General features: G+C 62.0%; 19 protein-coding genes and 4 tRNA genes. 21 read left to right on the forward strand and 2 right to left on the reverse strand.

Annotation, left to right across the window (positions count from 1 at the left end):
* Positions 1 to 435 precede the first annotated feature (435 nt).
* The 9 genes from gltX to MF6394_RS31650 all read left to right on the forward strand — a co-directional run bounded on the left by gltX (position 436) and on the right by MF6394_RS31650 (position 5,638).
* The gene (gltX, locus tag MF6394_RS31610) at positions 436 to 1,917 is read left to right on the forward strand and encodes a glutamate--tRNA ligase (RefSeq protein ID WP_078468223.1); all 1,482 of its coding nucleotides are present in this window, start codon (positions 436 to 438) and stop codon (positions 1,915 to 1,917) included.
* Positions 1,918 to 2,064: 147 nt separating this feature from the next.
* A tRNA-Ala gene (locus MF6394_RS31615) sits at positions 2,065 to 2,140 on the forward strand.
* A gap of 79 nt (positions 2,141 to 2,219) precedes the next feature.
* Positions 2,220 to 2,295 (forward strand) — tRNA-Glu (locus MF6394_RS31620).
* Positions 2,296 to 2,345: 50 nt separating this feature from the next.
* Positions 2,346 to 2,421, forward strand: a tRNA-Ala gene (locus MF6394_RS31625).
* Positions 2,422 to 2,502: 81 nt separating this feature from the next.
* Positions 2,503 to 2,578, forward strand: a tRNA-Glu gene (locus MF6394_RS31630).
* Between the two features lie 183 nt (positions 2,579 to 2,761).
* Positions 2,762 to 3,301, forward strand: a complete 540-nt coding sequence (locus tag MF6394_RS31635; RefSeq protein WP_003192571.1) for a TetR/AcrR family transcriptional regulator — start codon at positions 2,762 to 2,764, stop codon at positions 3,299 to 3,301.
* A 15-nt stretch (positions 3,302 to 3,316) separates the two neighbouring features.
* Positions 3,317 to 4,150 carry an alpha/beta hydrolase gene (locus MF6394_RS31640; RefSeq protein WP_044274707.1) on the forward strand — a complete coding sequence of 278 codons (834 nt, stop codon included), beginning with the start codon at positions 3,317 to 3,319 and terminating at the stop codon, positions 4,148 to 4,150.
* A 38-nt stretch (positions 4,151 to 4,188) separates the two neighbouring features.
* Positions 4,189 to 4,623 (forward strand): acyl-CoA thioesterase, encoded by a 435-nt coding sequence (locus MF6394_RS31645; protein ID WP_003192568.1) that lies wholly within the window; start codon positions 4,189 to 4,191, stop codon positions 4,621 to 4,623.
* A gap of 55 nt (positions 4,624 to 4,678) precedes the next feature.
* Entirely contained in the window at positions 4,679 to 5,638 is a 960-nt protein-coding gene (locus MF6394_RS31650; RefSeq protein ID WP_034134162.1) for a tRNA dihydrouridine synthase, read from the forward strand.
* Here MF6394_RS31650 and MF6394_RS31655 read toward each other — a convergent pair.
* Together MF6394_RS31655 and MF6394_RS31660 are read right to left on the reverse strand one after the other, a co-directional pair.
* On the reverse strand, positions 5,598 to 8,897 hold the full coding sequence (locus tag MF6394_RS31655) for an EAL domain-containing protein (RefSeq protein WP_078468224.1): 3,300 nt from the start codon (positions 8,895 to 8,897) through the stop codon (positions 5,598 to 5,600). The two genes, MF6394_RS31650 and MF6394_RS31655, sit on opposite strands and share 41 nt — an antisense overlap.
* 66 nt (positions 8,898 to 8,963) lie before the next feature.
* The gene (locus MF6394_RS31660; RefSeq protein ID WP_003192564.1) at positions 8,964 to 9,854 is read right to left on the reverse strand and encodes a LysR family transcriptional regulator; all 891 of its coding nucleotides are present in this window, start codon (positions 9,852 to 9,854) and stop codon (positions 8,964 to 8,966) included.
* Positions 9,855 to 9,994: 140 nt separating this feature from the next.
* On the opposite strand from MF6394_RS31660, the gene leuC reads away from it, so the two are divergent.
* The 12 genes from leuC (at position 9,995) to MF6394_RS31720 (ending at position 24,069) form a co-directional block, all read left to right on the forward strand.
* On the forward strand, positions 9,995 to 11,413 hold the full coding sequence (gene leuC / locus MF6394_RS31665; RefSeq protein WP_003192562.1) for a 3-isopropylmalate dehydratase large subunit: 1,419 nt from the start codon (positions 9,995 to 9,997) through the stop codon (positions 11,411 to 11,413).
* A 10-nt stretch (positions 11,414 to 11,423) separates the two neighbouring features.
* Positions 11,424 to 12,068, forward strand: a complete 645-nt coding sequence (leuD, locus tag MF6394_RS31670; RefSeq protein ID WP_014719160.1) for a 3-isopropylmalate dehydratase small subunit — start codon at positions 11,424 to 11,426, stop codon at positions 12,066 to 12,068.
* Positions 12,069 to 12,215: 147 nt separating this feature from the next.
* Positions 12,216 to 12,980 (forward strand): class I SAM-dependent methyltransferase, encoded by a 765-nt coding sequence (locus MF6394_RS31675; protein ID WP_078468225.1) that lies wholly within the window; start codon positions 12,216 to 12,218, stop codon positions 12,978 to 12,980.
* A gap of 53 nt (positions 12,981 to 13,033) precedes the next feature.
* A complete protein-coding gene (leuB, locus tag MF6394_RS31680; protein WP_044274704.1) occupies positions 13,034 to 14,116 on the forward strand; it encodes a 3-isopropylmalate dehydrogenase in 1,083 nt (360 codons plus the stop codon).
* A 64-nt stretch (positions 14,117 to 14,180) separates the two neighbouring features.
* Positions 14,181 to 15,293, forward strand: coding sequence for an aspartate-semialdehyde dehydrogenase (gene asd, locus MF6394_RS31685; protein WP_003192554.1), 1,113 nt, complete (start codon positions 14,181 to 14,183; stop codon positions 15,291 to 15,293).
* Positions 15,294 to 15,530: 237 nt separating this feature from the next.
* Positions 15,531 to 16,541 carry an aspartate-semialdehyde dehydrogenase gene (locus MF6394_RS31690; RefSeq protein WP_078468226.1) on the forward strand — a complete coding sequence of 337 codons (1,011 nt, stop codon included), beginning with the start codon at positions 15,531 to 15,533 and terminating at the stop codon, positions 16,539 to 16,541.
* Positions 16,542 to 16,702: 161 nt separating this feature from the next.
* Complete coding sequence (locus MF6394_RS31695; RefSeq protein WP_078468227.1) at positions 16,703 to 19,231, forward strand: FimV/HubP family polar landmark protein; 2,529 nt, start codon at positions 16,703 to 16,705, stop codon at positions 19,229 to 19,231.
* A 207-nt stretch (positions 19,232 to 19,438) separates the two neighbouring features.
* Entirely contained in the window at positions 19,439 to 20,263 is an 825-nt protein-coding gene (gene truA, locus MF6394_RS31700) for a tRNA pseudouridine(38-40) synthase TruA (protein ID WP_078468228.1), read from the forward strand.
* A 63-nt stretch (positions 20,264 to 20,326) separates the two neighbouring features.
* Positions 20,327 to 20,959: a phosphoribosylanthranilate isomerase gene (locus tag MF6394_RS31705; RefSeq protein ID WP_047711403.1), complete on the forward strand. Its 633-nt coding sequence runs from the start codon at positions 20,327 to 20,329 to the stop codon at positions 20,957 to 20,959.
* 245 nt (positions 20,960 to 21,204) lie between these two features.
* Positions 21,205 to 22,125, forward strand: coding sequence for an acetyl-CoA carboxylase, carboxyltransferase subunit beta (accD, locus tag MF6394_RS31710; RefSeq protein ID WP_003192545.1), 921 nt, complete (start codon positions 21,205 to 21,207; stop codon positions 22,123 to 22,125).
* Positions 22,122 to 23,429: a bifunctional tetrahydrofolate synthase/dihydrofolate synthase gene (folC, locus tag MF6394_RS31715; protein ID WP_047711402.1), complete on the forward strand. Its 1,308-nt coding sequence runs from the start codon at positions 22,122 to 22,124 to the stop codon at positions 23,427 to 23,429. Before accD ends, folC begins: the two co-directional genes overlap by 4 nt.
* On the forward strand, positions 23,413 to 24,069 hold the full coding sequence (locus tag MF6394_RS31720) for an SPOR domain-containing protein (protein WP_032896150.1): 657 nt from the start codon (positions 23,413 to 23,415) through the stop codon (positions 24,067 to 24,069). The genes folC and MF6394_RS31720 overlap by 17 nt, the downstream gene beginning before the upstream one ends.
* Positions 24,070 to 24,429: the final 360 nt, after the last annotated feature.

The following is a 24,429-nucleotide window of genomic DNA, read 5'->3' on the forward strand; positions in this document are numbered from 1 at the left end:
CCGAGTGGTGGGGCAAGAGCGTTTTGCTTACTTTTGCGCTTTTCAAAAGTGAGCCGCCGTCAGGGCGGAACCCTAAGTGGCCGTTACCTAAATAACGGATATGTACCCGGTCCAACTGTGTTGACTGTCAGGCCGTCTTCGCAGGCAAGCCAGCTCCCACATTCGGACTGCGGCGTGTCAGGTAGATAAGCGTCGGCTGTCAGGCCGCCACGGGAGCAAGCTCCCTCGCCACAGGTTCGGCGTCATCCCCAAAGTTGTGTAGATACCTATGCTCATCGCGGGCAACCGGCTCCCACATTGATCTGTGAATGCGTTCAAAATGTGGGAGCTGGCTTACCTGCGATGGCCGCGCCTCGGTTTTCCAGAAATCACCCAGGCTGTTACCATTCGCCCCTTGTTTCAATTTTCAGTTATATCGCCCATTCGAGACCTGCCATGACCACCGTCCGCACGCGCATTGCGCCATCGCCCACTGGGGATCCCCACGTCGGTACTGCTTACATCGCCCTGTTCAACTACTGCTTTGCCAAGCAGCATGGCGGTGAGTTCATCCTGCGGATCGAAGACACCGATCAACTGCGCTCCACCCGTGAGTCCGAACAGCAGATTTTCGATGCCCTGCGCTGGTTGGGCATTACCTGGGCTGAAGGCCCGGACGTGGGCGGCCCTCACGGCCCGTATCGCCAGAGCGAGCGCAGCGACATCTACAAGCAGTACACCCAGCAACTGGTCGATATGGGCCATGCCTTCCCGTGCTTCTGCACCGCCGAAGAGCTGGACCAGATGCGCGCCGAGCAACAGGCCCGTGGCGAGACCCCGCGCTACGATGGCCGTGCGTTGCTGTTGTCCAAGGAGGAAGTGGCTGCGCGCCTGGCGGCCGGTGAGCCCCACGTCATCCGTATGAAGGTGCCAAGCGAAGGCGTGTGCGTGGTGCCGGACATGCTGCGCGGTGACGTCGAGATCCCGTGGGACCGCATGGACATGCAGGTGCTGATGAAGACCGACGGCTTGCCGACGTACTTCCTGGCCAACGTGGTCGATGACCACCTGATGGGCATCACCCATGTGCTGCGTGGCGAAGAGTGGCTGCCATCGGCACCGAAACTCATTCTGCTGTACGAATACTTCGGCTGGGAGCAACCGCAACTGTGCTACATGCCGCTGCTGCGTAACCCGGACAAGAGCAAGCTGTCCAAGCGCAAGAACCCTACGTCGGTGACGTTCTACGAGCGCATGGGCTTCATGCCCGAGGCGATGCTCAACTACCTGGGCCGCATGGGCTGGTCGATGCCGGATGAGCGCGAGAAGTTCTCGCTGCAGGAAATGGTCGACAACTTCGACCTGTCCCGCGTCTCCCTCGGCGGGCCGATCTTCGATATCGAGAAACTCTCGTGGCTCAACGGCCAGTGGCTGCGTGACCTGCCGGTGCAAGAGTTCGCCAGTCGTGTGCAGCAGTGGGCGTTGAACCCCGAGTACATGATGAAGATCGCGCCGCTGGTGCAGGGCAGGGTAGAGACCTTCAGCCAGGTCGCACCCTTGGCCAGTTTCTTCTTTGCCGGTGGCGTGAATCCCGATCCCAAGCTGTTCGAGTCCAAAAAGCTTTCCGGTGACCAGGTTCGCCAACTGATGCAGTTGATCCTGTGGACGCTTGAAAGCCTGCGTCAGTGGGAGAAGGATGCGATCACCGCGACCATCCAGGCGGTGGTCGAATCCCTGGAGCTCAAGCTGCGTGACGCCATGCCGCTGATGTTTGCCGCAATCACCGGGCAGGCCAGTTCGGTGTCGGTGCTTGATGCGATGGAAATCCTCGGCCCGGACCTGACCCGTTTCCGCCTGCGCCAAGCCCTTGATTTGCTTGGTGGTGTATCGAAGAAAGAAAACAAGGAATGGGAAAAGCTGCTGGGCGCTATCGCTTAAGCAGGCCGCTTGCGGCACGAAACCCCGGTTTTCCGGGGTTTCGTCGGTAAGTGATTGTTATCCCGGCAAAAAATTTTGGAAATTGTTGAAAATAAATTTGACACGTTTCCAAACCGCCATTAAGATTCGCCCCGTCCTCACCGATGAGGGGCTATAGCTCAGCTGGGAGAGCGCTTGCATGGCATGCAAGAGGTCAACGGTTCGATCCCGTTTAGCTCCACCAATTTACAGGTTCAAGGTTCCGGCCACACCGTCCTTGAATTGATCAGGTCTCAGCTCTGATCAGATGTACAGAAGGTTTTGTCCCCTTCGTCTAGTGGCCTAGGACACCGCCCTTTCACGGCGGTAACAGGGGTTCGAGTCCCCTAGGGGACGCCAGTTTCAACAAGCAGCTCGAAAGGTCTGCTGCGTCGCGAGACGAAAAATCCGGGGCTATAGCTCAGCTGGGAGAGCGCTTGCATGGCATGCAAGAGGTCAACGGTTCGATCCCGTTTAGCTCCACCAATTTTACAGGTTCAAGGTTCCGGCCACACCGTCCTTGAATCGATCAGTTCTCAGCGCTGATCAGTTGTATAGAAGGTTTGTGTCCCCTTCGTCTAGTGGCCTAGGACACCGCCCTTTCACGGCGGTAACAGGGGTTCGAGTCCCCTAGGGGACGCCACGATTACCCGCTCTGCGGGATTTTTAAGGGTCATTCAATTATTGAATGGCCCTTTTGTTTGTCTGGCGTTTGGCCAATTCCCTCCTTTATTCCCATTTTTCTGTACTGACCGGCGGTCGTGCTTGTCGCTTGCCAAATATTATTATGGTAATAATATTCAACCCATGAAAGACGGAGGCTTCGATGAGCGATAAAAAAGCGCAAACCCGCGAACGTATTTTGCAGGCTGCCAGCGCGGCATTGATCCAGCGTGGCCCGGCTGAGCCCAGTGTGGGCGAAGTGATGGGGGCGGCGGGGCTGACGGTCGGAGGCTTCTACGCGCACTTTGAAAGCAAAGACGCGTTGATGTTGGAAGCGTTCAACCAGTTACTGGCGCAGCGCCGCGCCTCTATCGATGACTTGGACGAGCAGCTGACCGGCGAAGAGCGCCGCACGCTGGTCGCCGCATTTTATCTGTCACGCAAGCACCGCGACTCCACGACCCAGGCCTGCCCGTTGCCCGCGACAGTGGGGGAGATGGGGCGCTTGCCGGACGCTTTTCGCGAGGTCTTGAACGAACACGTCGAGTTGATGGCCGCGCAATTGGCCGGCAGCCCCGAAGAGATCGACAAGGCCCTGGCGGACATGGCCTTGATGGTGGGTGGACTGACCCTGGCGCGGGCGCTGGGGCCGGGCGAGTTATCGGATCGGGTGATACGTGCGGCCAAGTCGGCGGTACGCTGAAAGAGGGAAAGCACGATGGGCGCATTGACCTGGGTTCGTGGTTTCAATGGCACGGTGGGGCGCCTTGCGCCGCATGCGGTCGCCAGCAAGATGCGTCGCACCTTCATGACCCCGCGCGATCTGCCGCCGCGTGACTGGGAGCTGCCGTTGTTGGCGCAATCGGAGCGCATCACGCTGCGTTTCGGCCTGTCGGCGTTGCGATGGGGGCATGGCCCGGCGGTGCTGCTGATGCATGGCTGGGAAGGCCGGCCCACTCAGTTCGCCAGTTTGATCACAGCGTTGGTCGACAACGGCTATTCGGTAATTGCCCTGGACGGTCCCGCCCACGGCCGTTCGCCAGGGCGTGAGGCCCATGTGCTGCTGTTTGCCCGCGCCATGCTTGAGGCGGCGGCCGAGCTGCCGCCGCTGTACGCGGTGGTCGGCCACTCCATGGGCGGCGCCAGTGCGATGCTGGCGGTGCAGTTGGGGTTGCGTACACAGGCATTGGTCAGCATTGCCGCGCCGTCGCGCTTTCTGGATGTGTTGCGCGGGTTCACCCACATGGTCGGCTTGCCGCCACGGGCGCGCTCAGCCTTTATCCAAGAAGTAGAGTTGAGCATGGGTATGCCGCTCAAACATCTGGACGTGGCCCACTACCAAATGAACATTCCCGGCCTGATCGTCCACGCCGAAGACGACACCTTCGTTCCGGTCAGGGCGGCTCAAGCCATTCACGAAGCCTGGTTCGACAGCCGCCTGCTGCGCCTGGAGCAGGGCGGCCACCAGAAAGTGCTCGCCGACCCGCAGGTGATCGACGCTGTACTCGCCCTATTGGCCGGCTGCCGTCTACAGGAGCGCCAGAGCGCCTGATACACTGCCCCGCCGACATCAATCGACTGGAGCAAGGCATGGGCTGGGATTTGGCAACGCCGTTCATCATCGATCTGCAGGTTGCGGCTGAAGACATCGACGGCCTGGGACACGCCAATAATGCGGTGTATGTCTCGTGGCTGGAGCGTTGCGCCTGGCGCCACTCCCAGCGCCTGGGGCTGGACCTCACTGAATACCGCCGCCTGGACCGCGCCATGGCCGTGGTGCGCCATGAAATCGACTACTTGGCGGCAGGCTATGAGGGCGATGAGTTACAACTGGCCACCTGGATCGTCGATTGGGACCAGCGGTTGAAAATGACCCGTCGTTTCCAGCTGGTACGCCCCCGCGACGGCGCGACCCTACTGCGTGCGCAAACAACCTTCGTGTGCATTGAGTTGTCCAGCGGCAAGCCCAAGCGCATGCCCGCCGAGTTTATTGACGGTTACGGCCCCGCCCTGACAGGGGGTTAACGGTTGCCGCTGGAAACCCAGTAAACTGCGCCACGATTTTTGTTGAGTGTTTTCCATGCAAATTGCTTTGGCGCCCATGGAGGGGTTGGTCGACAACATCCTGCGGGACGTGTTGACCCACGTGGGCGGTATCGACTGGTGCGTGACCGAATTTATCCGGGTCAACGACCGCCTGCTCACGCCTGCCTATTTCCACAAGCTCGCGCCTGAACTGCTGCACGGTGCCCACACGGCGGCCGGTGTGCCGTTGCGGGTGCAGTTGCTCGGCTCCGATCCGGTGTGCCTGGCGGAAAATGCCGCCCTGGCCTGTGAGCTGGGCTCTGAGGTCATCGACCTGAACTTCGGTTGCCCGGCCAAGACCGTGAATAAATCCCGAGGTGGCGCGGTGCTGCTCAAGGAGCCGGAGCTGCTCAACCAGATCGTCGAGCATGTGCGCCGCGCCGTACCCGCCCATATTCCCGTGACCGCCAAGATGCGCCTGGGCTTCGACAGCCCGGATGGCGCATTGGTGTGCGCCACGGCCTTGGCCGAGGGCGGCGCGGCGCATATCGTGGTGCATGCGCGCACCAAGGCCGATGGCTACAAGCCGCCGGCCCATTGGGAGTGGATCCCGCGGGTGCAGGACGTGGTCAAGGTGCCGGTGTTTGCCAATGGCGATATCTGGAGCGTCGAAGACTGGAAGCGCTGCCGCGAAATCAGCGGTGCCGAAGACATCATGCTGGGCCGTGGCCTGGTAGCGCGGCCCGATCTGGCACGGCAAATTGTTGCCGCCAAAGCCGGCGAAGAGGTGGTCGAGATGACTTGGGCGCAGATGCAGCCCATGCTTCAGGAGTTCTGGCGCCAGTCGGTGGCGCAACTGACCGAAAAGCAGGCGCCCGGCCGCTTGAAGCAGTGGCTGGCGATGCTCACGCGTAACTACCCGGAGGCAGTAGAGTTGTTCACGGCCCTGCGCCGCGAGACGGACTTGGGCCAAGTCAGCCGCCTGCTGGGCATGCCGCATCCAGCAGCCGCCTGAACCCCTCGATCGGCAACGGTCGGCTGTGCAAATACCCCTGGAATAAATGGCAGCCCAGCTTTTGCAGGAACGCCAACTGCTCCAGGGTTTCCACCCCCTCGGCGATGACTTCCAGGTTCAAGCTGCGGGCCATGGCCACAATGGCGCGGATGATTTCCGCATCATTGGGGTCGTGGGTCGCATCGCGCACGAACGACTGATCAATCTTCAGCGCGTCTACCGGCAGGCGCTTGAGGTAGGTCAGGGATGAATAGCCGGTACCGAAATCATCCATCGCAAAGCTCACGCCGAGTTTTTTCAGGCGGCGCATCTTCACCACCGTGTCGTCCAGGTTCTGGATCACGATGCCTTCGGTAATTTCCAGTTTCAGCAGGCTGAACGGCAAACCGTGTTGCTTGAGGCTGTGCTCCACCCGTTCCACAAAGTCGTTCTGGCGAAACTGCCGGGGACTGATGTTCACGCACAGGCTGAAATTGAGCGGGTCCACCAAGCCGTCGGCAATCAACTGGGCAAAGGCGCCACAGGCTTCATCGAGAATCCAGGTGCCGACCTCCAGGATCAGGCCGCTGTCTTCCAATACCTTGATGAATTCCGTCGGTGACTGCGCGCCCAATTGTGGATGCTGCCAGCGCACCAGGGCCTCGGCGCCGATTATCCTGTTGCCGCGCGCATCCACCTGGGGCTGGTAGTGCACGCTGAATTCGCCGCGGGACAAGGCCAGGCGCAAGTCGGTCTCCATGCGCAGGCGTTCGCTGGCGGTTTTTTGCATGCTGTTGTGGAACATCTGCGTGGTGTTGCGTCCGGAGTCCTTGGCGCGGTACAGGGCGATGTCGGCGCGCTTGAGCAGATCGGCAGGGGTGGTGCCGTGGTCGGGGATCAGCGCTACGCCGATGCTCGGCGTGACCTGCAGCCGATGGCCGTCGAGAAACATCGGTTCCGAAAGCAATTCGCGCAGGGTATCGGCCAGCGCTTGCACCTGGCTGCTGACCGTCTGGCGGGTGCCCTCCAGGCCGCTGAGCAATACCACAAACTCATCGCCGCCCAGGCGCGCCACGGTGTCCTCCATGCGCACGCTGGCTTCCAGGCGGGCGGTGACGATTTTCAGCACGGTGTCGCCAACGGGATGACCGAGGGAGTCGTTGATGTGCTTGAAGTGATCCAGGTCCAGAAACAGCAGGGCGCCGCGCAAGTTGTGGCGCTTGAGCAGGGCGATCTGCTGGCTCAGACGGTCCATCAGCAGTGCGCGGTTCGGCAGGTTGGTCAGCGGGTCGTGATAGGCCAGGTGACGGATCTGCGCCTGGGCGTTCTTCAATAGGCTCACATCCCGCGCGGTCAGCAGCAGGCAGGGGGTTTCATTCAGGGTGATCGGCTCTACCGAGACCTCCACCGCCAGCACCTCGCCACGCTTGTTGCGCCAGAGCATTTCCAGGTGGTGAATGCGCCCCTTGATCTGTAACTCGGCCAACAGTGCGGCGCGCTGGTTCTCGTCGGCCCAGATGCCGATCTGGTACAGGGTCAGGCCGATGGTCTCTTCGGTGCGGTAACCGGTCAGGCGGCAAAAGCCGTCGTTGACCTCTACATAGCGGCCGGTGTCGCGCTCGGTGATGGAGATCGCATCGGGGCTGGAGTGGAACGCCTTGGCGAACTTCTCTTCGCTGGCCTTGAGTGCGGCTTCCGAGCGCTGCTGTTGGGTGATATCGCGCAGCGTGGTGACGATGCATGGCTGGTCGCTGACCTTGATCAAGCGGCTGGAAATCATGCAGGTCAGGCTTTGGCCGTCCTTGTGATGCACCACGATCGCCACATTGCTCAGGGCCTGTTCGCGTATCACCTGCTCGATGCGCTGCAGGCGCTTGCTGGAGTCGTCCCACAGGCCGATTTGTTCGGCGCTTTTGTCGAGCACTTCGGCGGCTGTAAAGCCAAACGTCTGGGTAAACGCCGGGTTGATCTCGATAAACGCGCCGCTCTCCAGGCAGGTGACGCAGATCGGGTCGGGGCTGGCCTGGAACAGGCTGGCGAACTTCTCTTCCGAGGCGGTCAGCCGTTGCTCGCGCTCGACCTGGTCGGTGATGTCCAGCAAGGTGCCGGCCATGCGCAGGGGCTTGCCTGATTCATCGCGATACAGGCGTGCGCGGCTCTCCAGGTAGCGCGGGCTGCCGTCTTCCATTTGCACGCGATAGGTCAGCTGATAGTTGCCGTCCGGGCCTTCGCGCAAGCTGCGGTACGCATGGCGCATGCCCTCGCGGTCCTCATCGGACATGCCTTCAAAAAATGCCTCGAAAGACTCATGGAACGGCGCGGGCTCCAGCCCATGCAGCTGGGCGGCACGCGCTGAGCCGTAAAGCATGCCGCTGGGGATGTGCCAATCCCAGGTGCCCAGTTGCGCGGAATCCAGGGCCAGGTCCAGGCGCTCCTGGCTGTCCTTGAGTGCTTGCTCGGCGTTTTTGCGTTCGGTGGTGTCCAGGAACGTGCTGATCAGGTACGCCTCGCCGTCCAGTTCGACCTTTTGCGCGCTGAGGGTGCCGTCATGGATCTGGCCGTTGCTGGCGCAGAACTGCACTTCCATGGTGATGGGTTCCCCCTTGCGCTGCGTGGCCTTGACCAGCAGCGCACGCTGTTCCGGGTGGCGCCACAAGCCCAGTTCCAGGGTGGTGCGGCCGATGGCATCGGCCACCGGCCAACCGAACAGCATCTCGAAATACTGGTTGGCTTCGCTGATCAAACCGTCAGCCTGACGCGTCAGCAGTACCATGTTCGGGCACAGGTGGAACAGGGTGGCAAAGCGCTTTTCCGAATGGCTGAGGGCGTGTTCACGGTCGCGTTGGTGGGTGATCTCGCGGATCACCCCGATCATGCGCCGCCGTCCGGCTTTGTCGGGAACCAGGCTGCCGCTGATTTCCAGCCAGTGCTGGCTGCCATCGGGCCATTGGATGCGGTGGTGCATGGCGCGGTCGAGCGGCTCTCCGGCGAGCACCGCATGAAAGCCGCGCACCACCCGCGCACTGTCTTGCGGGGCCAGCAGGTCGAGGTAGTCGAGGTCCTTGGGCAGAGGCTGGCGCGGGTCAAAGCCGAATAACGCCTGGGTACCCCGCGACCAGCTGATTCTTCCCGTGTCGATTTCCCAGGACCAGGCACCCAGTCGCGCGGCATTGAGGGCCGTCAGCAGTTGCGGGGCGCTGTCCCAGCTTTGTTCCGCCGCTTGAGGGTCCAGGGCGTAGATGCGGGGCAGGGGTGGAACCGGGTCAACGGGGTTGCGCATTATCAAAGGGCCTTGGCTCATTGAGAAAACCGCGCGGTTTGACCTAAACCCCTGGCCCACACAGTGTCATGCCGGTAACCCTGGCAGATCGACCTGTGCATCCAACAGGCTCATGAAAGCCCGCGCAGCGTTCGACAGCGTCCTTTCGGTGTGCACGATATAGCCTAGCTGGCGACTGAGCTGTATGCCCGGCAAAGCGATACTTGCCACCTGATCATCGAGCATGGTGCGCGGCAACACGCTCCAGGCCAGGCCGATGGAGACCATCATCTTGATGGTTTCCAGGTAGTTAGTGCTCATCGCAATATTAGGTGTGAGGCCCTGGGCCTCGAACAGGCGGCTGACAATATGGTGGGTAAAGGTGTTGCCGCCGGGAAATACCGCCGGATGCCCGGCGATATCGGCCAGGCTGACGGAGCCGTTGCTGATCAGGCTGTGTTCGGGCGCCACCACAAAATCCAGCGGGTCGTCCCACACGCGGGTAGCTTGCACCAGGTTGTGGGGCTCTGGCGCCAGGGTGATCACCGCGACTTCCGCACGGCCGTGGAGGATTTCTTCGTAGGCCACTTCTGAATCCAGAAACTGAATATCCAGCGCCACATTCGGGTATTGCCGCGTGAAAGTGCGCAGGACCGGTGGCAGGCGGTGCAGGCCGATATGGTGGCTGGTGGCCAGGGTCAGGCGCCCGCTGACCTCGCCGGTGAGGTTGGTGAGGGCGCGGCGGGTGTCGTCCAGCACGTTGAGGATTTGATAAGCGCGGGGCAGCAAGGCCCGTCCGGCCTCGGTCAAACCGACTTCGCGGCCCAGGCGGTCGAACAGCCGTACCTTCAATTGTTGTTCCAGGCCGGCGATGCGCTTGCTGATGGCCGGCTGGGTCAGGTGCAGGCGTTCACCGGCACCGGAGAAACTGCCGGTTTCGGCGATGGCGATAAAGGCGTTGAGGTTGGCCAGGTCCATGGTGCTATTCCAGTTGGTAATCCAAAGCATAAAAAATATGAATTTGAGTTATTTAATGTAGCGCCATACCATCAGCCTCACAAGCCAAAGGGTTATTGAAAAGCCCGGCGTATAGAAGCACCGCTGATGAGGACCGACTGATGGCCGGCAAAACGCTTTACGACAAGCTTTGGGATTCCCACGAAGTGAAACGTCGCGATGATGGATCGTCGTTGATCTATATCGACCGTCACATCATCCATGAAGTGACCTCGCCCCAAGCGTTCGAAGGCCTGCGACTGGCCGGGCGCAAGCCTTGGCGCGTAGACTCCATCATCGCCACGCCGGACCACAACGTGCCAACCACCCCTGAGCGCAAGGGCGGCATCGAAGCCATTGCCGACCAGGTCTCGCGGTTGCAGGTGCAGACCCTCGACGACTATTGCGACGAGTACGGCATCACCGAATTCAAGATGAACGACGTGCGCCAAGGCATCGTCCATGTCATCGGCCCGGAGCAGGGTGCAACCTTGCCGGGCATGACCGTGGTCTGCGGTGACTCCCATACCTCCACCCATGGTGCGTTCGGCGCCCTGGCCCATGGCATCGGCACTTCCGAGGTGGAACATGTGTTCGCCACCCAGTGCCTGGTGGCCAAGAAAATGAAGAACATGTTGGTACGCGTCGAAGGCCAATTGCCGTTTGGCGTGACCGCCAAAGACATCGTGCTCGCCGTGATCGGCAAGATCGGCACCGCCGGTGGTAACGGCCATGCCATCGAGTTCGCCGGCAGTGCAATCCGCGACCTGTCCATCGAAGGCCGCATGACCATCTGCAACATGTCCATCGAAGCCGGTGCCCGCGTGGGCATGGTGGCGGCGGACGAAAAGACCGTCGAATACGTCAAGGGTCGCCCGTTCGCGCCGCAAGGCGCCGATTGGGACGCCGCCGTCGAAGCCTGGAAAGACCTGGTCTCCGACGCCGATGCGGTGTTCGACACCGTGGTCGAACTCGACGCTGCGCAGATCAAGCCGCAAGTCAGCTGGGGCACTTCGCCGGAAATGGTGTTGGCCGTTGACCAGAACGTGCCGGACCCGGCCAAAGAGGCCGACCTGGTCAAGCGCGGCTCCATCGAGCGCGCCTTGAAATACATGGGGTTGACCGCCAACCAGGCGATCACCGACATCCAGTTGGACCGCGTATTTATCGGCTCCTGCACCAACTCGCGGATCGAAGACCTGCGCGCCGCGGCGGTGATCGCCAAGGGCCGCAAGGTGGCCTCGACCATCAAGCAAGCCATTGTGGTACCAGGTTCCGGGCTGGTTAAAGCCCAGGCGGAAGCCGAAGGCCTGGACAAGATCTTCCTCGAAGCCGGTTTTGAATGGCGTGAGCCGGGCTGCTCGATGTGCCTGGCGATGAACCCGGACCGCCTGGAGTCGGGCGAGCATTGCGCGTCGACCTCCAACCGTAACTTCGAAGGGCGCCAAGGCGCGGGTGGGCGTACCCACCTGGTGAGCCCAGCCATGGCCGCCGCCGCTGCCGTCAACGGTCGTTTCATCGACGTTCGCGAATTGATCTGAGGAAAACCCGATGAGAGCTTTTACCCAACACACAGGCCTTGTAGCGCCGTTGGACCGTGCCAATGTGGACACCGACCAGATCATCCCCAAGCAATTCTTGAAGTCGATCAAGCGCACCGGTTTCGGCCCTAACCTGTTCGACGAGTGGCGCTACCTGGACGTGGGCTACGCCTACCAGGACAACTCCAAGCGCCCGCTGAACAAGGACTTCGTGCTCAACGCCGAGCGCTACCAGGGCGCCAGCGTGTTGCTGGCCCGGGAAAACTTCGGCTGCGGTTCCAGCCGCGAGCACGCGCCTTGGGCCCTGGAAGAGTACGGCTTTCGCAGCATCATCGCGCCGAGCTACGCCGATATCTTCTTCAACAACAGCTTCAAGAACGGCTTATTGCCGATCATCTTGAGCGACGCTGAAGTAGACGAGTTGTTCCAGCAAGTGGAAGCCAATGTCGGCTACCAGTTGACGGTCGACCTGGCCGCGCAAACCGTGACCCGCCCGGATGGCAAGGTGTACCACTTTGAGGTGGATGCCTTCCGCAAGCACTGCCTGATCAACGGCCTGGACGACATCGGCCTGACCTTGCAGGACGGTGATGCGATTGCCGCGTTTGAAACCAGGCACCGGGCGAGCCAGCCCTGGTTGTTTCGCGATGCCTGACGTTATGTAGGCCGCGCTGGCCCCTTCGCGAGCAAGCCCGCTCCCACATTTGATTGCATTTCAACTGAAGAAACTCGGTCGAATGTGGGAGCGGGCTTGCTCGCGAAGGCGGCAGCACAAGCAACACAACTCTCAAGGAAAGCCACCATGACCACCACCGCCCACGCCCAAGTCGTGCAAAAACAATTCGGCGAGCAAGCCTCGGCCTACCTGAGCAGCGCCGTACACGCCCAGGGCACCGAATTCGCCGTGCTGCAAGCCGAACTGGCCGGGCAGGGCGCTGCACGCCTGCTGGACCTGGGCTGCGGTGCCGGTCATGTCAGCTTCCACGTGGCGCCTTTGGTCAAAGAGGTGGTGGCCTACGACCTGTCCCAGCCTATGCTCGACGTGGTGGCCGCCGCCGCCAAAGACCGCAACCTGGCCAACATCCGCACCGTGCACGGCGCCGCTGAGCGCCTGCCCTTCGCCGATGGCGAATTCGACTTCGTGTTCAGCCGTTACTCGGCCCATCACTGGAGCGACCTCGGCCTGGCCCTGCGTGAAGTGCGCCGGGTGCTCAAGCCGGGCGGCGTGGCGGCATTTGTGGATGTCTTGTCACCGGGCAGCCCACTGTTGGACACTTACCTGCAACCCGTCGAAGTGCTGCGCGACACCAGCCACGTGCGTGATTACTCGGGCGCCGAGTGGATGCGCCAGTTGAGTGAGGCCGGCCTGCACGTACGCAACAGCAGCCGCCAGCGTTTGCGCCTGGAATACACCTCGTGGGTTGAGCGCATGCGCACGCCAGAGGTACTGCGTGCAGCAATCCTTGAGCTGCAAAAGGCGATGGGTCAGGAAGTGCGCGATTATTACGAAATTCAAGCCGACGGCACCTTCAGCACCGATGTGCTGGTGGTCTTCGCCGAACGCTGATTGATTTTTCCCGACCTGCCCACGGGCGGGTCGCTTGATGAAATGAGGAACGCATGAGCAAGCAGATTCTGATTCTCCCTGGCGACGGTATTGGTCCGGAAATCATGGCCGAAGCGGTCAAGGTCCTTGAGCTTGCCAACAGCAAGTACAGCCTGGGCTTCGAACTGAGCCACGACGTGATCGGCGGCGCGGCCATCGACAAGCACGGCGTGCCCCTGGCCGACGAGACCCTGGACCGCGCCCGCGCTGCCGATGCCGTGCTGCTCGGCGCCGTGGGTGGGCCGAAATGGGACAAGATCGAGCGTGATATCCGCCCTGAGCGCGGCCTGCTGAAAATTCGTGCGCAACTGGGCCTGTTCGGCAACCTGCGCCCGGCCATCCTCTACCCGCAACTGGCTGACGCGTCGAGCCTCAAGCCAGAAGTGGTGGCGGGCCTGGATATCCTCATCGTGCGCGAGCTGACCGGCGGTATCTACTTCGGCTCGCCACGGGGCGTGCGCGAGTTGGACAATGGCGAACGCCAGGCCTACGACACGCTGCCGTACAGCGAGAGCGAAATCCGCCGTATCGCCCGTGTCGGTTTCGACATGGCGCGCGTGCGCGGCAAAAAAGTCTGCTCGGTGGATAAAGCCAACGTGCTGGCCTCCAGCCAACTGTGGCGTGAAATCGTCGAAGAAGTCGCCAAGGACTACCCGGACGTCGAACTGAGCCACATGTACGTCGACAACGCCGCCATGCAACTGGTGCGCGCACCCAAGCAGTTCGACGTGATCGTCACCGACAACCTGTTCGGCGACATTCTGTCCGACCAGGCGTCGATGCTCACTGGTTCCATCGGCATGCTGCCGTCGGCATCCCTGGATACCAACAACAAAGGCATGTACGAGCCGTGCCACGGTTCGGCGCCAGACATCGCGGGGCAGGGCATTGCCAACCCGTTGGCGACCATTTTGTCGGTGTCGATGATGCTGCGTTACAGCTTCAACCTGAGCGATGCCGCGGACGCCATCGAGAAGGCCGTCAGCCTGGTGCTGGATCAGGGCTTGCGCACCGGCGACATCTGGTCCCAGGGTTGCACCAAGGTCGGGACGCAAGAAATGGGCGACGCAGTAGTCGCCGCGCTGCGGAATCTGTAATCTCTCGGGCCCGCTTGCAGTTGTTGCTGCAAGGCGGCCCACTTTTTAACAAGGTGTAGTTGCGATGAAACGTGTAGGTCTGATCGGTTGGCGCGGTATGGTCGGTTCCGTGCTCATGCAGCGGATGCTGGAAGAGCAGGATTTCGATCTTATTGAGCCGGTGTTTTTCACCACTTCGAACGTAGGTGGCCAAGGGCCGTCCGTGGGCAAGGATATTGCCCCGCTCAAGGATGCCTACAGCATTGAAGAGTTGAAGAGCCTCGACGTGATCCTGACCTGCCAGGGTGGCGACTACACCAGCGAAGTCTTCCCCAAGCTGCGCGAAGCCGGCTGGCAGGGTTACTGGATCGACGCCGCCTCGAGCCTGCGCATGCAGGACGACGCAGTGATCATCCTCGACCCGGTCAACCGCAAGGTCATCGACCAGCAATTGGACGCCGGCACCAAGAACTACGTGGGCGGCAACTGCACCGTCAGCCTGATGCTGATGGGCCTGGGCGGCCTGTTCGAAGCCGGCCTGGTGGAGTGGATGAGCGCCATGACTTATCAGGCGGCCTCCGGCGCCGGCGCGCAGAACATGCGTGAACTGATCAAGCAGATGGGCGCGACCCACGCCGCTGTCGCCGATCAACTGGCTGACCCGGCCAGCGCGATCCTCGACATCGACCGCCGTGTGGCCGAGGCCATGCGCAGCGACGCTTACCCGACCGAGAACTTTGGCGTGCCATTGGCCGGTAGCTTGATCCCGTGGATCGACAAGGAACTGCCTAACGGCCAGAGCCGCGAGGAGTGGAAGGCCCAGGCCGAAACCAACAAGATCCTGGGTCGCTTCAAGAACCCGATCCCGGTGGATGGCATCTGCGTGCGCATTGGCGCCATGCGTTGCCACAGCCAGGCGCTGACCATCAAGCTGAACAAAGACGTGCCGATCGCCGATATCGAAGGGCTGATCAGCCAGCACAATCCTTGGGTCAAGCTGGTGCCGAACAACCGTGATATCAGCATGCAGGAGCTGAGCCCGACCAAGGTCACCGGCACCCTGAATGTACCGGTGGGCCGTCTGCGCAAGCTGAACATGGGCAGCCAGTTCCTCGGCGCGTTCACCGTCGGCGACCAACTGCTGTGGGGCGCGGCTGAGCCGTTGCGTCGCATGTTGCGGATTTTGCTGGAGCGTTGATCGCTTGAGGCAATAACAGAAACCCGCGTTCTGGTGACAGGCGCGGGTTTTTTGTTGCCTTTGAAGCCCTCATCGCAGGCAAGCCAGCTCCCACATTTGACTGTATTCACAGATCAAAATGTGGGAGCTGGCTTGCCTGCGATGAGGCCCTCAACCACACCGCAAAAAGCAGCCCAATTGCCTCACTTGCCACCACCCGGTAAAGTGCCGCTCCCCCGTAATGCCCGAGGCAATCCCATGACCCAGACCTTTGAAATCGCCGTGATCGGCGCCACCGGTACCGTTGGCGAAACCCTGGTGCAGATTCTCGAAGAGCTGGAGTTCCCGGTGGGCACCTTGTACCTGCTGGCGGGCAGCAACTCGGCGGGGGCTTCGGTGCCGTTTCGGGGCAAGAACGTGCGGGTCAAAGAAGTCGACACGTTTGACTTCAGCAAGGTGCAGTTGGCGTTCTTCGCCGCAGGCCCAGCGGTGACCCTGAGTTTCGCCCCGCGTGCCACCGCCGCTGGCTGCGCGGTGATCGACTTGTCTGGCGCATTGCCCGCCGAGCAGGCCCCGCAAGTGGTGCCGCAGGCCAACGCCCATGTGCTGGACGGGTTGAAAAAGCCTTTCCAGCTCGGCAGCCCGAGCCCCTGTGCCACCTACCTTGCGGTAGTGCTTGCGCCCTTGCGTGGTGTGGTGGACATCCAGCGCGTCAGCGTCACCGCCAACCTGGCAATCTCTGCCCAGGGCCGCGAGGCCGTCAGCGAGTTGGCGCGCCAGACCGCCGAACTGTTGAACGTGCGCCCGTTGGAGCCGGCGTTCTTCGATCGGCAAGTGGCGTTTAACCTGCTGGCGCAAGTCGGCACGCCGGATGCCCAAGGTCATACCGCCCTGGAGAAACGTCTCGTACACGAACTGCGCGCCGTGCTGGAAACACCTTTACTAAAGATTTCCGCCACCTGCGTTCAAGCCCCAGTGTTTTTCGGCGATAGCCTGACTGTGTCGCTGCAACTGGCAGGGCCGGTCGACTTGGCCGCAGTGAACCGCGCCCTCGAGGCTGCGCCGGGCATCGAGCTGGTCGAGGAGGGCGATTACCCCACGGCCGTAGGCGATGCCGTTGGCCAAGACGTAGTGTACGTAGGGCGAGTTCGCGCAGGTATCGACGACCCGGCGGAACTAAATCTTTGGCTGACGTCAGATAACGTACGCAAAGGCTCGGCCTTGAACGCCGTGGAGCTGGCGCAGTTGTTGATAAAAGGCCTTGTGTAAAAGATACTTGGCGGCAATTTGTAGATTGATTCTAACCAGGCGCTATGCTTGGTCCCAAGTGAAACACAAGCGCGTCGGTGACCTATCGGCTCGCCATGCCTAATGGCAGCGGTTACCAACCTTCTCGCAGGGCGGGAAGCGTTCAAACAAAGGATGAGGCTATGGTTCAAGTTCGCAAACTGGTGTTAGCAATAGCGGCCGCCTCGGCGCTGTCCTCCGGTATGGCGCAGGCGCTGCAACTTGGGGAGATGACCCTCAAGTCGAAGTTGAACCAGCCGCTGTCCGTGGAAATCGAATTGCGCGATGTGGGCGGCCTCACGGCGTCCGAGATCACCCCCAGCCTGGCGTCTGCCCAGGCCTTCGTGGACGCGGGTGTCGATCGCCAGGCGTTCCTCGATGACCTGACGTTCACCCCGGTGATCAACCCCGAAGGTCGCAGCGTGGTGCGCGTGACTTCCAGCAAGCCGCTGCCCGATTCCTATGTGCGCTTCCTCATGCAGGTGCAATGGCCCAATGGCCGTTTGATGCGTGACTACAGCGTGCTGCTCGACCCGGCCAAGTTCGACCAGCCGGCCCCGACGGCGAGCGCGCCGGCCAGCACCGCGCCAGCCAGTACCGCACCTGCCGCCAGCGCGCCTGCCCAGCACACCACCACGTCCCACGACACCTTGTGGGAAATTGCCGCAAAGAACCGCAATGGCGCCTCGGTCCAGCAAACGATGCTGGCCATTCAGGCGCTTAACCCGGATGCCTTTCTTGACGGCAACATCAACCGCCTGAAAACCGGCCAGGTCCTGCGCCTGCCGGACGCTACGCAAAGCACCGCCCTGGCGCAGCCGCAAGCGATTGCCGAAGTGAGCGCGCAGAACGCCGCCTGGCGCCAGGGCCGCCGTGGCCCTCAGAGCCAAGTGGCCGGCAAGCCGCAGTTGGATGCGACCAAACGCACCCAGGCCGGCAATGCGCCGTCGAGCACCCAGGCCAAGGACAACTTGAGCCTGGTGTCGGCACAGGCCGCCAAAAAAGGCGCGAAGGGCACCGTCGGTGACAGCCGCGCCCTGAGCGACAAGCTGGCGATGACCCAAGAAGAGCTCGACACCACGCGGCGCGACAACGAAGAACTGAAAAGCCGTGCCGCCGACTTGCAAAGCCAGTTGGACAAGCTGCAAAAGCTGATCCAACTGAAGAATGACCAGTTGGCTCGTTTGCAGGCGCAAACGGGTGAACCACAGACCGCCACGATGCCCGCGCAGTTGCCGGGTGAACCTGCAGCTGAGCCTGCGGCTCCCGCTGCAACACCCGCGCCAGCGCCTGAGCCGGTTAAGCCAGCTGCCGCGCCGGCCAGCACTGAAGGCAAGTTCAACGACCTGCTGACCAACCCGATTGTGCTCGGCATTCTTGGCGGTGCGGCCCTGTTGGTGGTGTTGCTGCTTCTGCTGCTGTGGGCCCGCCATCGCAATGCTCGTCGCGAAGAAGAAAAACACCTGCGCATGGCGCGGGCGTTGGCCGAAGAGCCTGGGTTCGTTTCCAATATCGATCAAGACCTGCCGCCTGACAGCTTCGAGGGCCTTGAAGTGCCGCCGCCGAGCGTCAAGCTCGACACCGCAACGCCGCCAGCACCTGCGCCGGTGGCTGAGCCGGCTGTAGTGCCGACGGTCGCTTCCGTGCTGGCGCCGTTGGCGGTTGCCGTGGCTCAGGAAAATTCCAGCGACGCCCTGGCCCAGGCCCAGTCCCATATCGACCGTGGCCACCTGAACCAGGCGGCGGATGTGCTTGAACAAGCCATCAAGCGCGAGCCCAAGCGCAGCGACCTGCGTTTGAAGCTGATGGAAGTCTATGGCCTGCAGAACAACAAGGACGGGTTCGTCACCCAGGAGCGCCAGTTGGTGGCCAACGGTGAGAACCATGCCCAGGTCGAGCAGCTCAAGGCGCGCTTCCCGGCCATGGCCGTGTTGGCGGCGGGTGTCAGTGCCGCAGTGGCTGCTGCGGCCCTGGATGCGCAATACGTCAAGGACCTGCTCGACGACAAGCCGGCCCCGACCCCGCAGGCAGATACCTTCGACACCGATTTCGACCTGAGCCTGGATGACCTGGAAGCCGCCTCACCGGCCGAAATCGCGCAAGACCAGCAAACCTTTGAATCGCTGCTCAAACAACAGACCGAGCCCAAGGCCGATGCGCCGGACCTGTCGGACTTTGACCTGGACCTGCAGTTGGACCCGCCCGCGTCGCAATCGGATGACGACTTCCTGTCAGGCCTTGAAGGGCAGATCAAGGATGCACCGCCGGTAGAGCCGCCGACCCTGACGCCGGCTGCGCTGGACGAATTCGACCTGCCGGAAGACTTTGACCTGTCGCTGGCGGACGAGCCGAACGCGCCTGCGGCCAAGCCCGATGCCTTCGCTTCGGAGCTGGACGACGTCAATGCTGAGCTGGATCGCTTGTCCCAGAGCCTGGAACATCCGCCGATCGGGCCTTCCTTCACGGCTGAAGATGCCGCGCTGGGCGCTGAGGATGAGCCAGAGTTCGATTTCCTCTCCGGCACCAATGAAGTGGCCACCAAGCTTGACCTGGCCCAGGCGTACATCGACATGGGCGATCCTGACGGCGCGCGCGACATCCTGTCCGAAGTGCTGACCGAAGGCGACGAAGGCCAGCGTGGCGAAGCCAAGGAAATGCTCGGCCGAATCTAACGGCCGACGCAGAAAAATGTGGGAGCCGGCGTGCTCGCGAATGCGGTGGTTCAGCTGCTGATGTGCTGGATGATACGGCGCATTCGCGAGCAAGCCCGCTCCCACATTTAAAGTCCACTCATGCACCCTGACGCCCTATAATGCCCGCCTTTGCGCAACTCATCAGGCTCACAGTTCTTGGCAAATATAGATAACGCGGCTGCCGAAATGGCGGCCGCAGGCTTTTACCGCATCGCCCTGGGCGTGGAATACAAAGGCTCGCGCTATCGCGGCTGGCAGCGTCAGGCCTCCGGGGTGCTGACGGTGCAGGAAACCCTGGAAAACGCCCTGTCCAGAGTCGCCGACTCGCCGGTGTCGCTGATGTGTGCCGGGCGTACCGACGCTGGCGTACACGCGTGTGGCCAAGTGGTGCACTTTGACACCCAGGCCGAGCGTTCGATGAAGGCGTGGGTGATGGGGGCTAATATCAATTTGCCCCATGACGTCAGTGTCAGCTGGGCCAAGGTCATGCCGGCGCATTTCCACGCACGTTTCAAGGCCATCGCCCGGCGTTACCGCTACGTGATCTACAACGATCAGATCCGCCCGGCGCACCTCAATGAAGAAATCACCTGGAACCACCGCCCGCTGGATGCCGAGCGCATGGCCGAAGCCGCGCAGCATCTGGTGGGGGTGCATGACTTCAGCGCCTTCCGTGCCGGGCAGTGCCAGGCCAAGTCGCCGATCAAGGAAGTCCACCACCTGCGGGTGACGCGGCACGGCAAGATGATCGTGCTGGATATCCGTGCCGGGGCCTTCCTGCATCATATGGTGCGCAATATCGCTGGGGTGCTGATGACCATCGGCACCGGTGAGCGCCCGGTGGAGTGGGCCAAGGAAGTGCTGGAAAGCCGCATCCGCCGCACTGGCGGGGTCACGGCGCATCCGTTCGGCCTGTATCTGGTGGATGTGGAGTACCGCGACGAGTTCGAACTGCCGGAACGCTATATCGGGCCGCACTTCCTCACCGGTTTCAGCGAACTTGGCGGCTGACGCCCGGAAAAGCTTTTGTTACCATCCGGGACTTTCTCGGTCCAACCCTGAGGTTCCTACGACATGTCAGCCGTTCGCAGCAAGATTTGCGGGATTACCCGCATAGAAGACGCGCTGGCGGCAGTCGAAGCGGGGGCGGATGCCATTGGCCTGGTGTTTTATGCCAAGAGCCCACGGGCGGTGAATGTGCTGCAGGCGCGGGCGATCATCGCTGCGTTGCCGCCCTTCGTGACCACCGTGGGGTTGTTCGTCAACGCCAGCCGCTGCGAGCTCAACGAAACCCTGGATGCGGTGGCGCTGGATATGTTGCAGTTTCACGGCGACGAATCGCCAGAGGAATGCGAAAGCTATCAGCGCCCGTACATCAAGGCATTGCGGGTCAAGGCCGGGGACGATATCGCCGCAGCCTGCGCCGCCTATTCCGGTGCTCGCGGGATTCTGCTGGATACTTACGTCGAAGGCGTACCCGGTGGTACGGGCGAGGCGTTCGACTGGTCGCTGATTCCCGAGGGGTTGAGCAAGCCAGTTATCCTCGCGGGTGGGCTCACCCCGGGGAATGTCCAGGCGGCCATCGAACAGGTCCGGCCCTATGCTGTGGACGTCAGCGGTGGGGTGGAGCAGGGTAAGGGCATCAAGGACCCGAGCAAGATTCGCGCGTTCATGCAGGCCGTGCGCAACAGCAGGGGTGGGATGTGACGGCTGGCAGTCTGCCGCCGTCCATAACTACCACTGTGTAAAACAGCCCGGCGCCGCCTGTGGGTGGCCCGGAAACGAAGTGGCAACCCTGCGCTGGCAGGTTGTCTGGAAGGCTGAGGATACGGGCGGGAAATGGCAGGTCCAACGTCTGACCCCGTCCCGCCTGTGTCATCGCCACATATGAATTTAGCTCAAGGGCATACGCGGGGCTGTGTTCAAGCCACCGGTACTGGAGAAAAGAAAGCATGAGCAACTGGTTAGTAGACAAACTGATCCCTTCGATCATGCGTTCCGAGGTGAAGAAAAGCTCGGTTCCTGAAGGTCTGTGGCACAAATGCCCATCCTGCGACGCGGTGCTGTATCGCCCCGAGCTGGAAAAGACCCTGGACGTTTGCCCCAAGTGCAACCACCACATGCGTATTGGCGCACGCGCCCGTATCGACATCTTCCTGGATGCCGACGGCCGTAATGAGCTGGGCGCCGACCTGGAGCCGGTTGACCGTCTCAAGTTCCGCGACAGCAAGAAGTACAAGGACCGTCTGGTCGGCGCGCAGAAGCAGACCGGCGAGAAAGACGCGCTGATTTCGGTCAGCGGCAAGCTGCTGGGCATGCCAGTGGTGGTCTCGGCCTTCGAATTCTCCTTCATGGGCGGCTCCATGGGCGCCATCGTCGGTGAGCGCTTTGTTCGCGCTGCCAACTATGCCCTGGAAAACCGTTGCCCGATGATCTGCTTCGCCGCCTCCGGTGGTGCGCGTATGCAGGAAGCCCTGATTTCCCTGATGCAAATGGCCAAGACCTCGGCGGTACTGGCGCGTCTGCGTGAAGAAGGCATCCCGTTCATCTCCGTGCTGACCGACCCGGTCTACGGCGGCGTATCCGCCAGCCTGGCAATGTTGGGCGATGTGATCGTTGGCGAGCCTAAAGCGCTGATCGGCTTTGCCGGCCCACGCGTGATCGAGCAGACCGTGCGGGAAAAACTGCCGGAAGGCTTCCAGCGCAGCGAGTTCCTGCTGGAGCACGGTGCGATCGACCTGATCATCCCGCGTGGCGAACTGCGCCCGCGCCTGGGCAGCCTGCTTGCGCAAATGATGGGCCTGCCGACGCCTGTGTACATTGCGCCTAAGGTCGAGCCGATCGTCGTGCCGCCGGTGCCTGCAAACCTATGACCCAACGAACCCTGGGCGAATGGCTCGCCTACCTTGAGCAGTTGCATCCGTCCGCCATCGACATGGGCCTGGAGCGCTCGCAACAGGTAGCGGCCCGCCTCGGGTTGGGCCAGCCAGCACCGCGTGTGATCACGGTCACCGGCACCAACGGCAAAGGCTCCACCTGTGCCTTTGTCGCCGCGCTGTTGCAGGCCCAGGGCCTCAAAGTCGGCGTGTACAGCTCGCCGCACCTGCTGCGCTACAACGAGCGGGTGCAACTCAATGGCGTAGAAGCCACTGATGCCCAGCTGTGCGAAGCCTTTGCTGCGCTGGAGGCCGGGCGTGGCGACACTTCCCTGACCTATTTCGAGATGGGCACCCTGGCGGCGTTCTGGCTGTTCGAGCGTGCGCAACTGGATGTGGTCGTGCTGGAAGTCGGCCTCGGCGGGCGCCTGGATACTGTCAACGTGGTGGATGCCGACCTGGCCCTGGTAACCAGCATTGGTGTCGATCATGCCGATTACCTGGGCAATACCCGCGAATCGGTGTCTTTTGAAAAGGCCGGGATCTTCCGCCAGGGCCGTCCGGCGCTGTGTGGTGACCTGGATCCGCCGCAACCCTTGCTCGACAAGGCGCGTGAGCTCAATTGCCCGTTCTACCTGCGCGGTCGCGAATTCACTCTGGATATCGGCGAGACCCATTGGCAATGGCGTGGGCAGGATGCACGTGGCCAACGGGTCGAGCTGCTTGATTTACCGTTGCTGAACCTGCCGATGGAAAACGCCGCGCTCGCGCTGCAAGCCTATCTGTTGCTGGACCTGCCGTGGGATGCCGCGCAGATTGCCGCGACCTTGCTGGCAACCAAAGTGGTGGGCCGCCTGGATCGCCGAACCTTCGACTGGCAAGGCAAACGCCTGAGCCTGATGTTGGATGTAGGCCATAACCCCCATGCTGCGCAGTACCTGGCGCAGCGTCTGGCGCGTACCCCACTGGCGGGCAATCGCCTGGCGGTGTTCGGGTTATTGGTCGACAAGGACCTGGACGGCGTGGTTGCGCCACTGCTGGCCAACGTCCAGTCGTGGGCCGTTGCGCCGCTGGATACGCCGCGCAGCCGTCCTGCGGTTGAGTTGGAAACGGCCTTGCAGAACCTTGGCGCGCCGGTGACGTCGTATGCAAGCGTCACTGCCGCCCTGGAGGCGCAGTGCGCAGTAGCGACAGCCGAGGACGAAATCCTGTTGTTCGGATCATTTTATTGTGTTGCCGAGGCGCTTGAATGGCTGGCCCGGCGCTCCACGGAGGAAGCTGCACATGGCATTACTGGATAGCGCATACAAGCAGCGAATGGTCGGGGCCCTGGTGCTGGTGGCGTTGGCGGTAATCTTTCTGCCGATGCTGTTTTCCCGTCAAGACGAACAGCGCCAAGTGGTGGTTGAAGCCCCCGCTGCGCCCCAGGCACCGGTGGTGCCGCAGGTTCAGATCGAGCCGGTGGTGGTGCCTGAACCCCAGGCGTTGCCGCAAGAGCCTGTGCCCACCGATGAGGAGGTCGCCGCGCAAGAGGCGCCTTCGATGCCGGTGCAGCCAAGTGTCCCGGTGGTCAAGCCGACCCCGGCACCGGCCGTTGCTGCCAAGCCGGCCGCACCTGCGCCAGCGCCCAAACCGGTAGCGCCGCAGCCTGCGGCACCGGGCAAGCCGGATGTGGGCCAGAGCCGCATCGACCCTAATGGCTTGCCGGTCAGTTGGTCGATCCAACTGGCCAGCCTGGCCAATCGCGAAAGTGCTGACGCCCTGCAGAAAAAGCTGCGTGCCCAGGGGTATAACGCTTATATCCGCAGCGCCGACGGCAAGAACCGTGTGTTTGTCGGGCCGCTGATCGAGCGTGCCGAGGCAGATCGCCTGCGCGACTTGCTGGGTCGCCAGCAGAACCTCAACGGTTTTGTGGTGCGTTTCCAGCCCGAGCGCGGCTGAACAACCGCCGGCTTTGGCTGGCAATACGGTCTGAATGTGGGAGCTGGCTTGCCTGCGATCCAGTCAACTCGGTGATTCAGGTACACCGAGTCGATACCTTCGCAGGCAAGCCAGCTCCCACAGTCGACCGCGCCCGGCCACACACTCCACGATGCGAAGCGAGCCGCTCTTGATCTGCTTTTGATCTTAGGCGCCCCGTTAAACCACGCTGGCCGGAATTCGACAGGGATTTGGGGGGTAAACCGGCAGGGATGCCGGTTTAGCCGCCCCGCGCCATGGATGGCGCGTGGCGGCGGCCCCCCAAATCACTGGCGGATTACGGGCACACCGAGCCTAAGCGAGGTGCCGAGTGGTGGGGTA

The sequence above is a fragment of the Pseudomonas sp. MF6394 genome, from assembly GCF_002018845.1.
Classification (GTDB): domain Bacteria; phylum Pseudomonadota; class Gammaproteobacteria; order Pseudomonadales; family Pseudomonadaceae; genus Aquipseudomonas; species Aquipseudomonas lactis.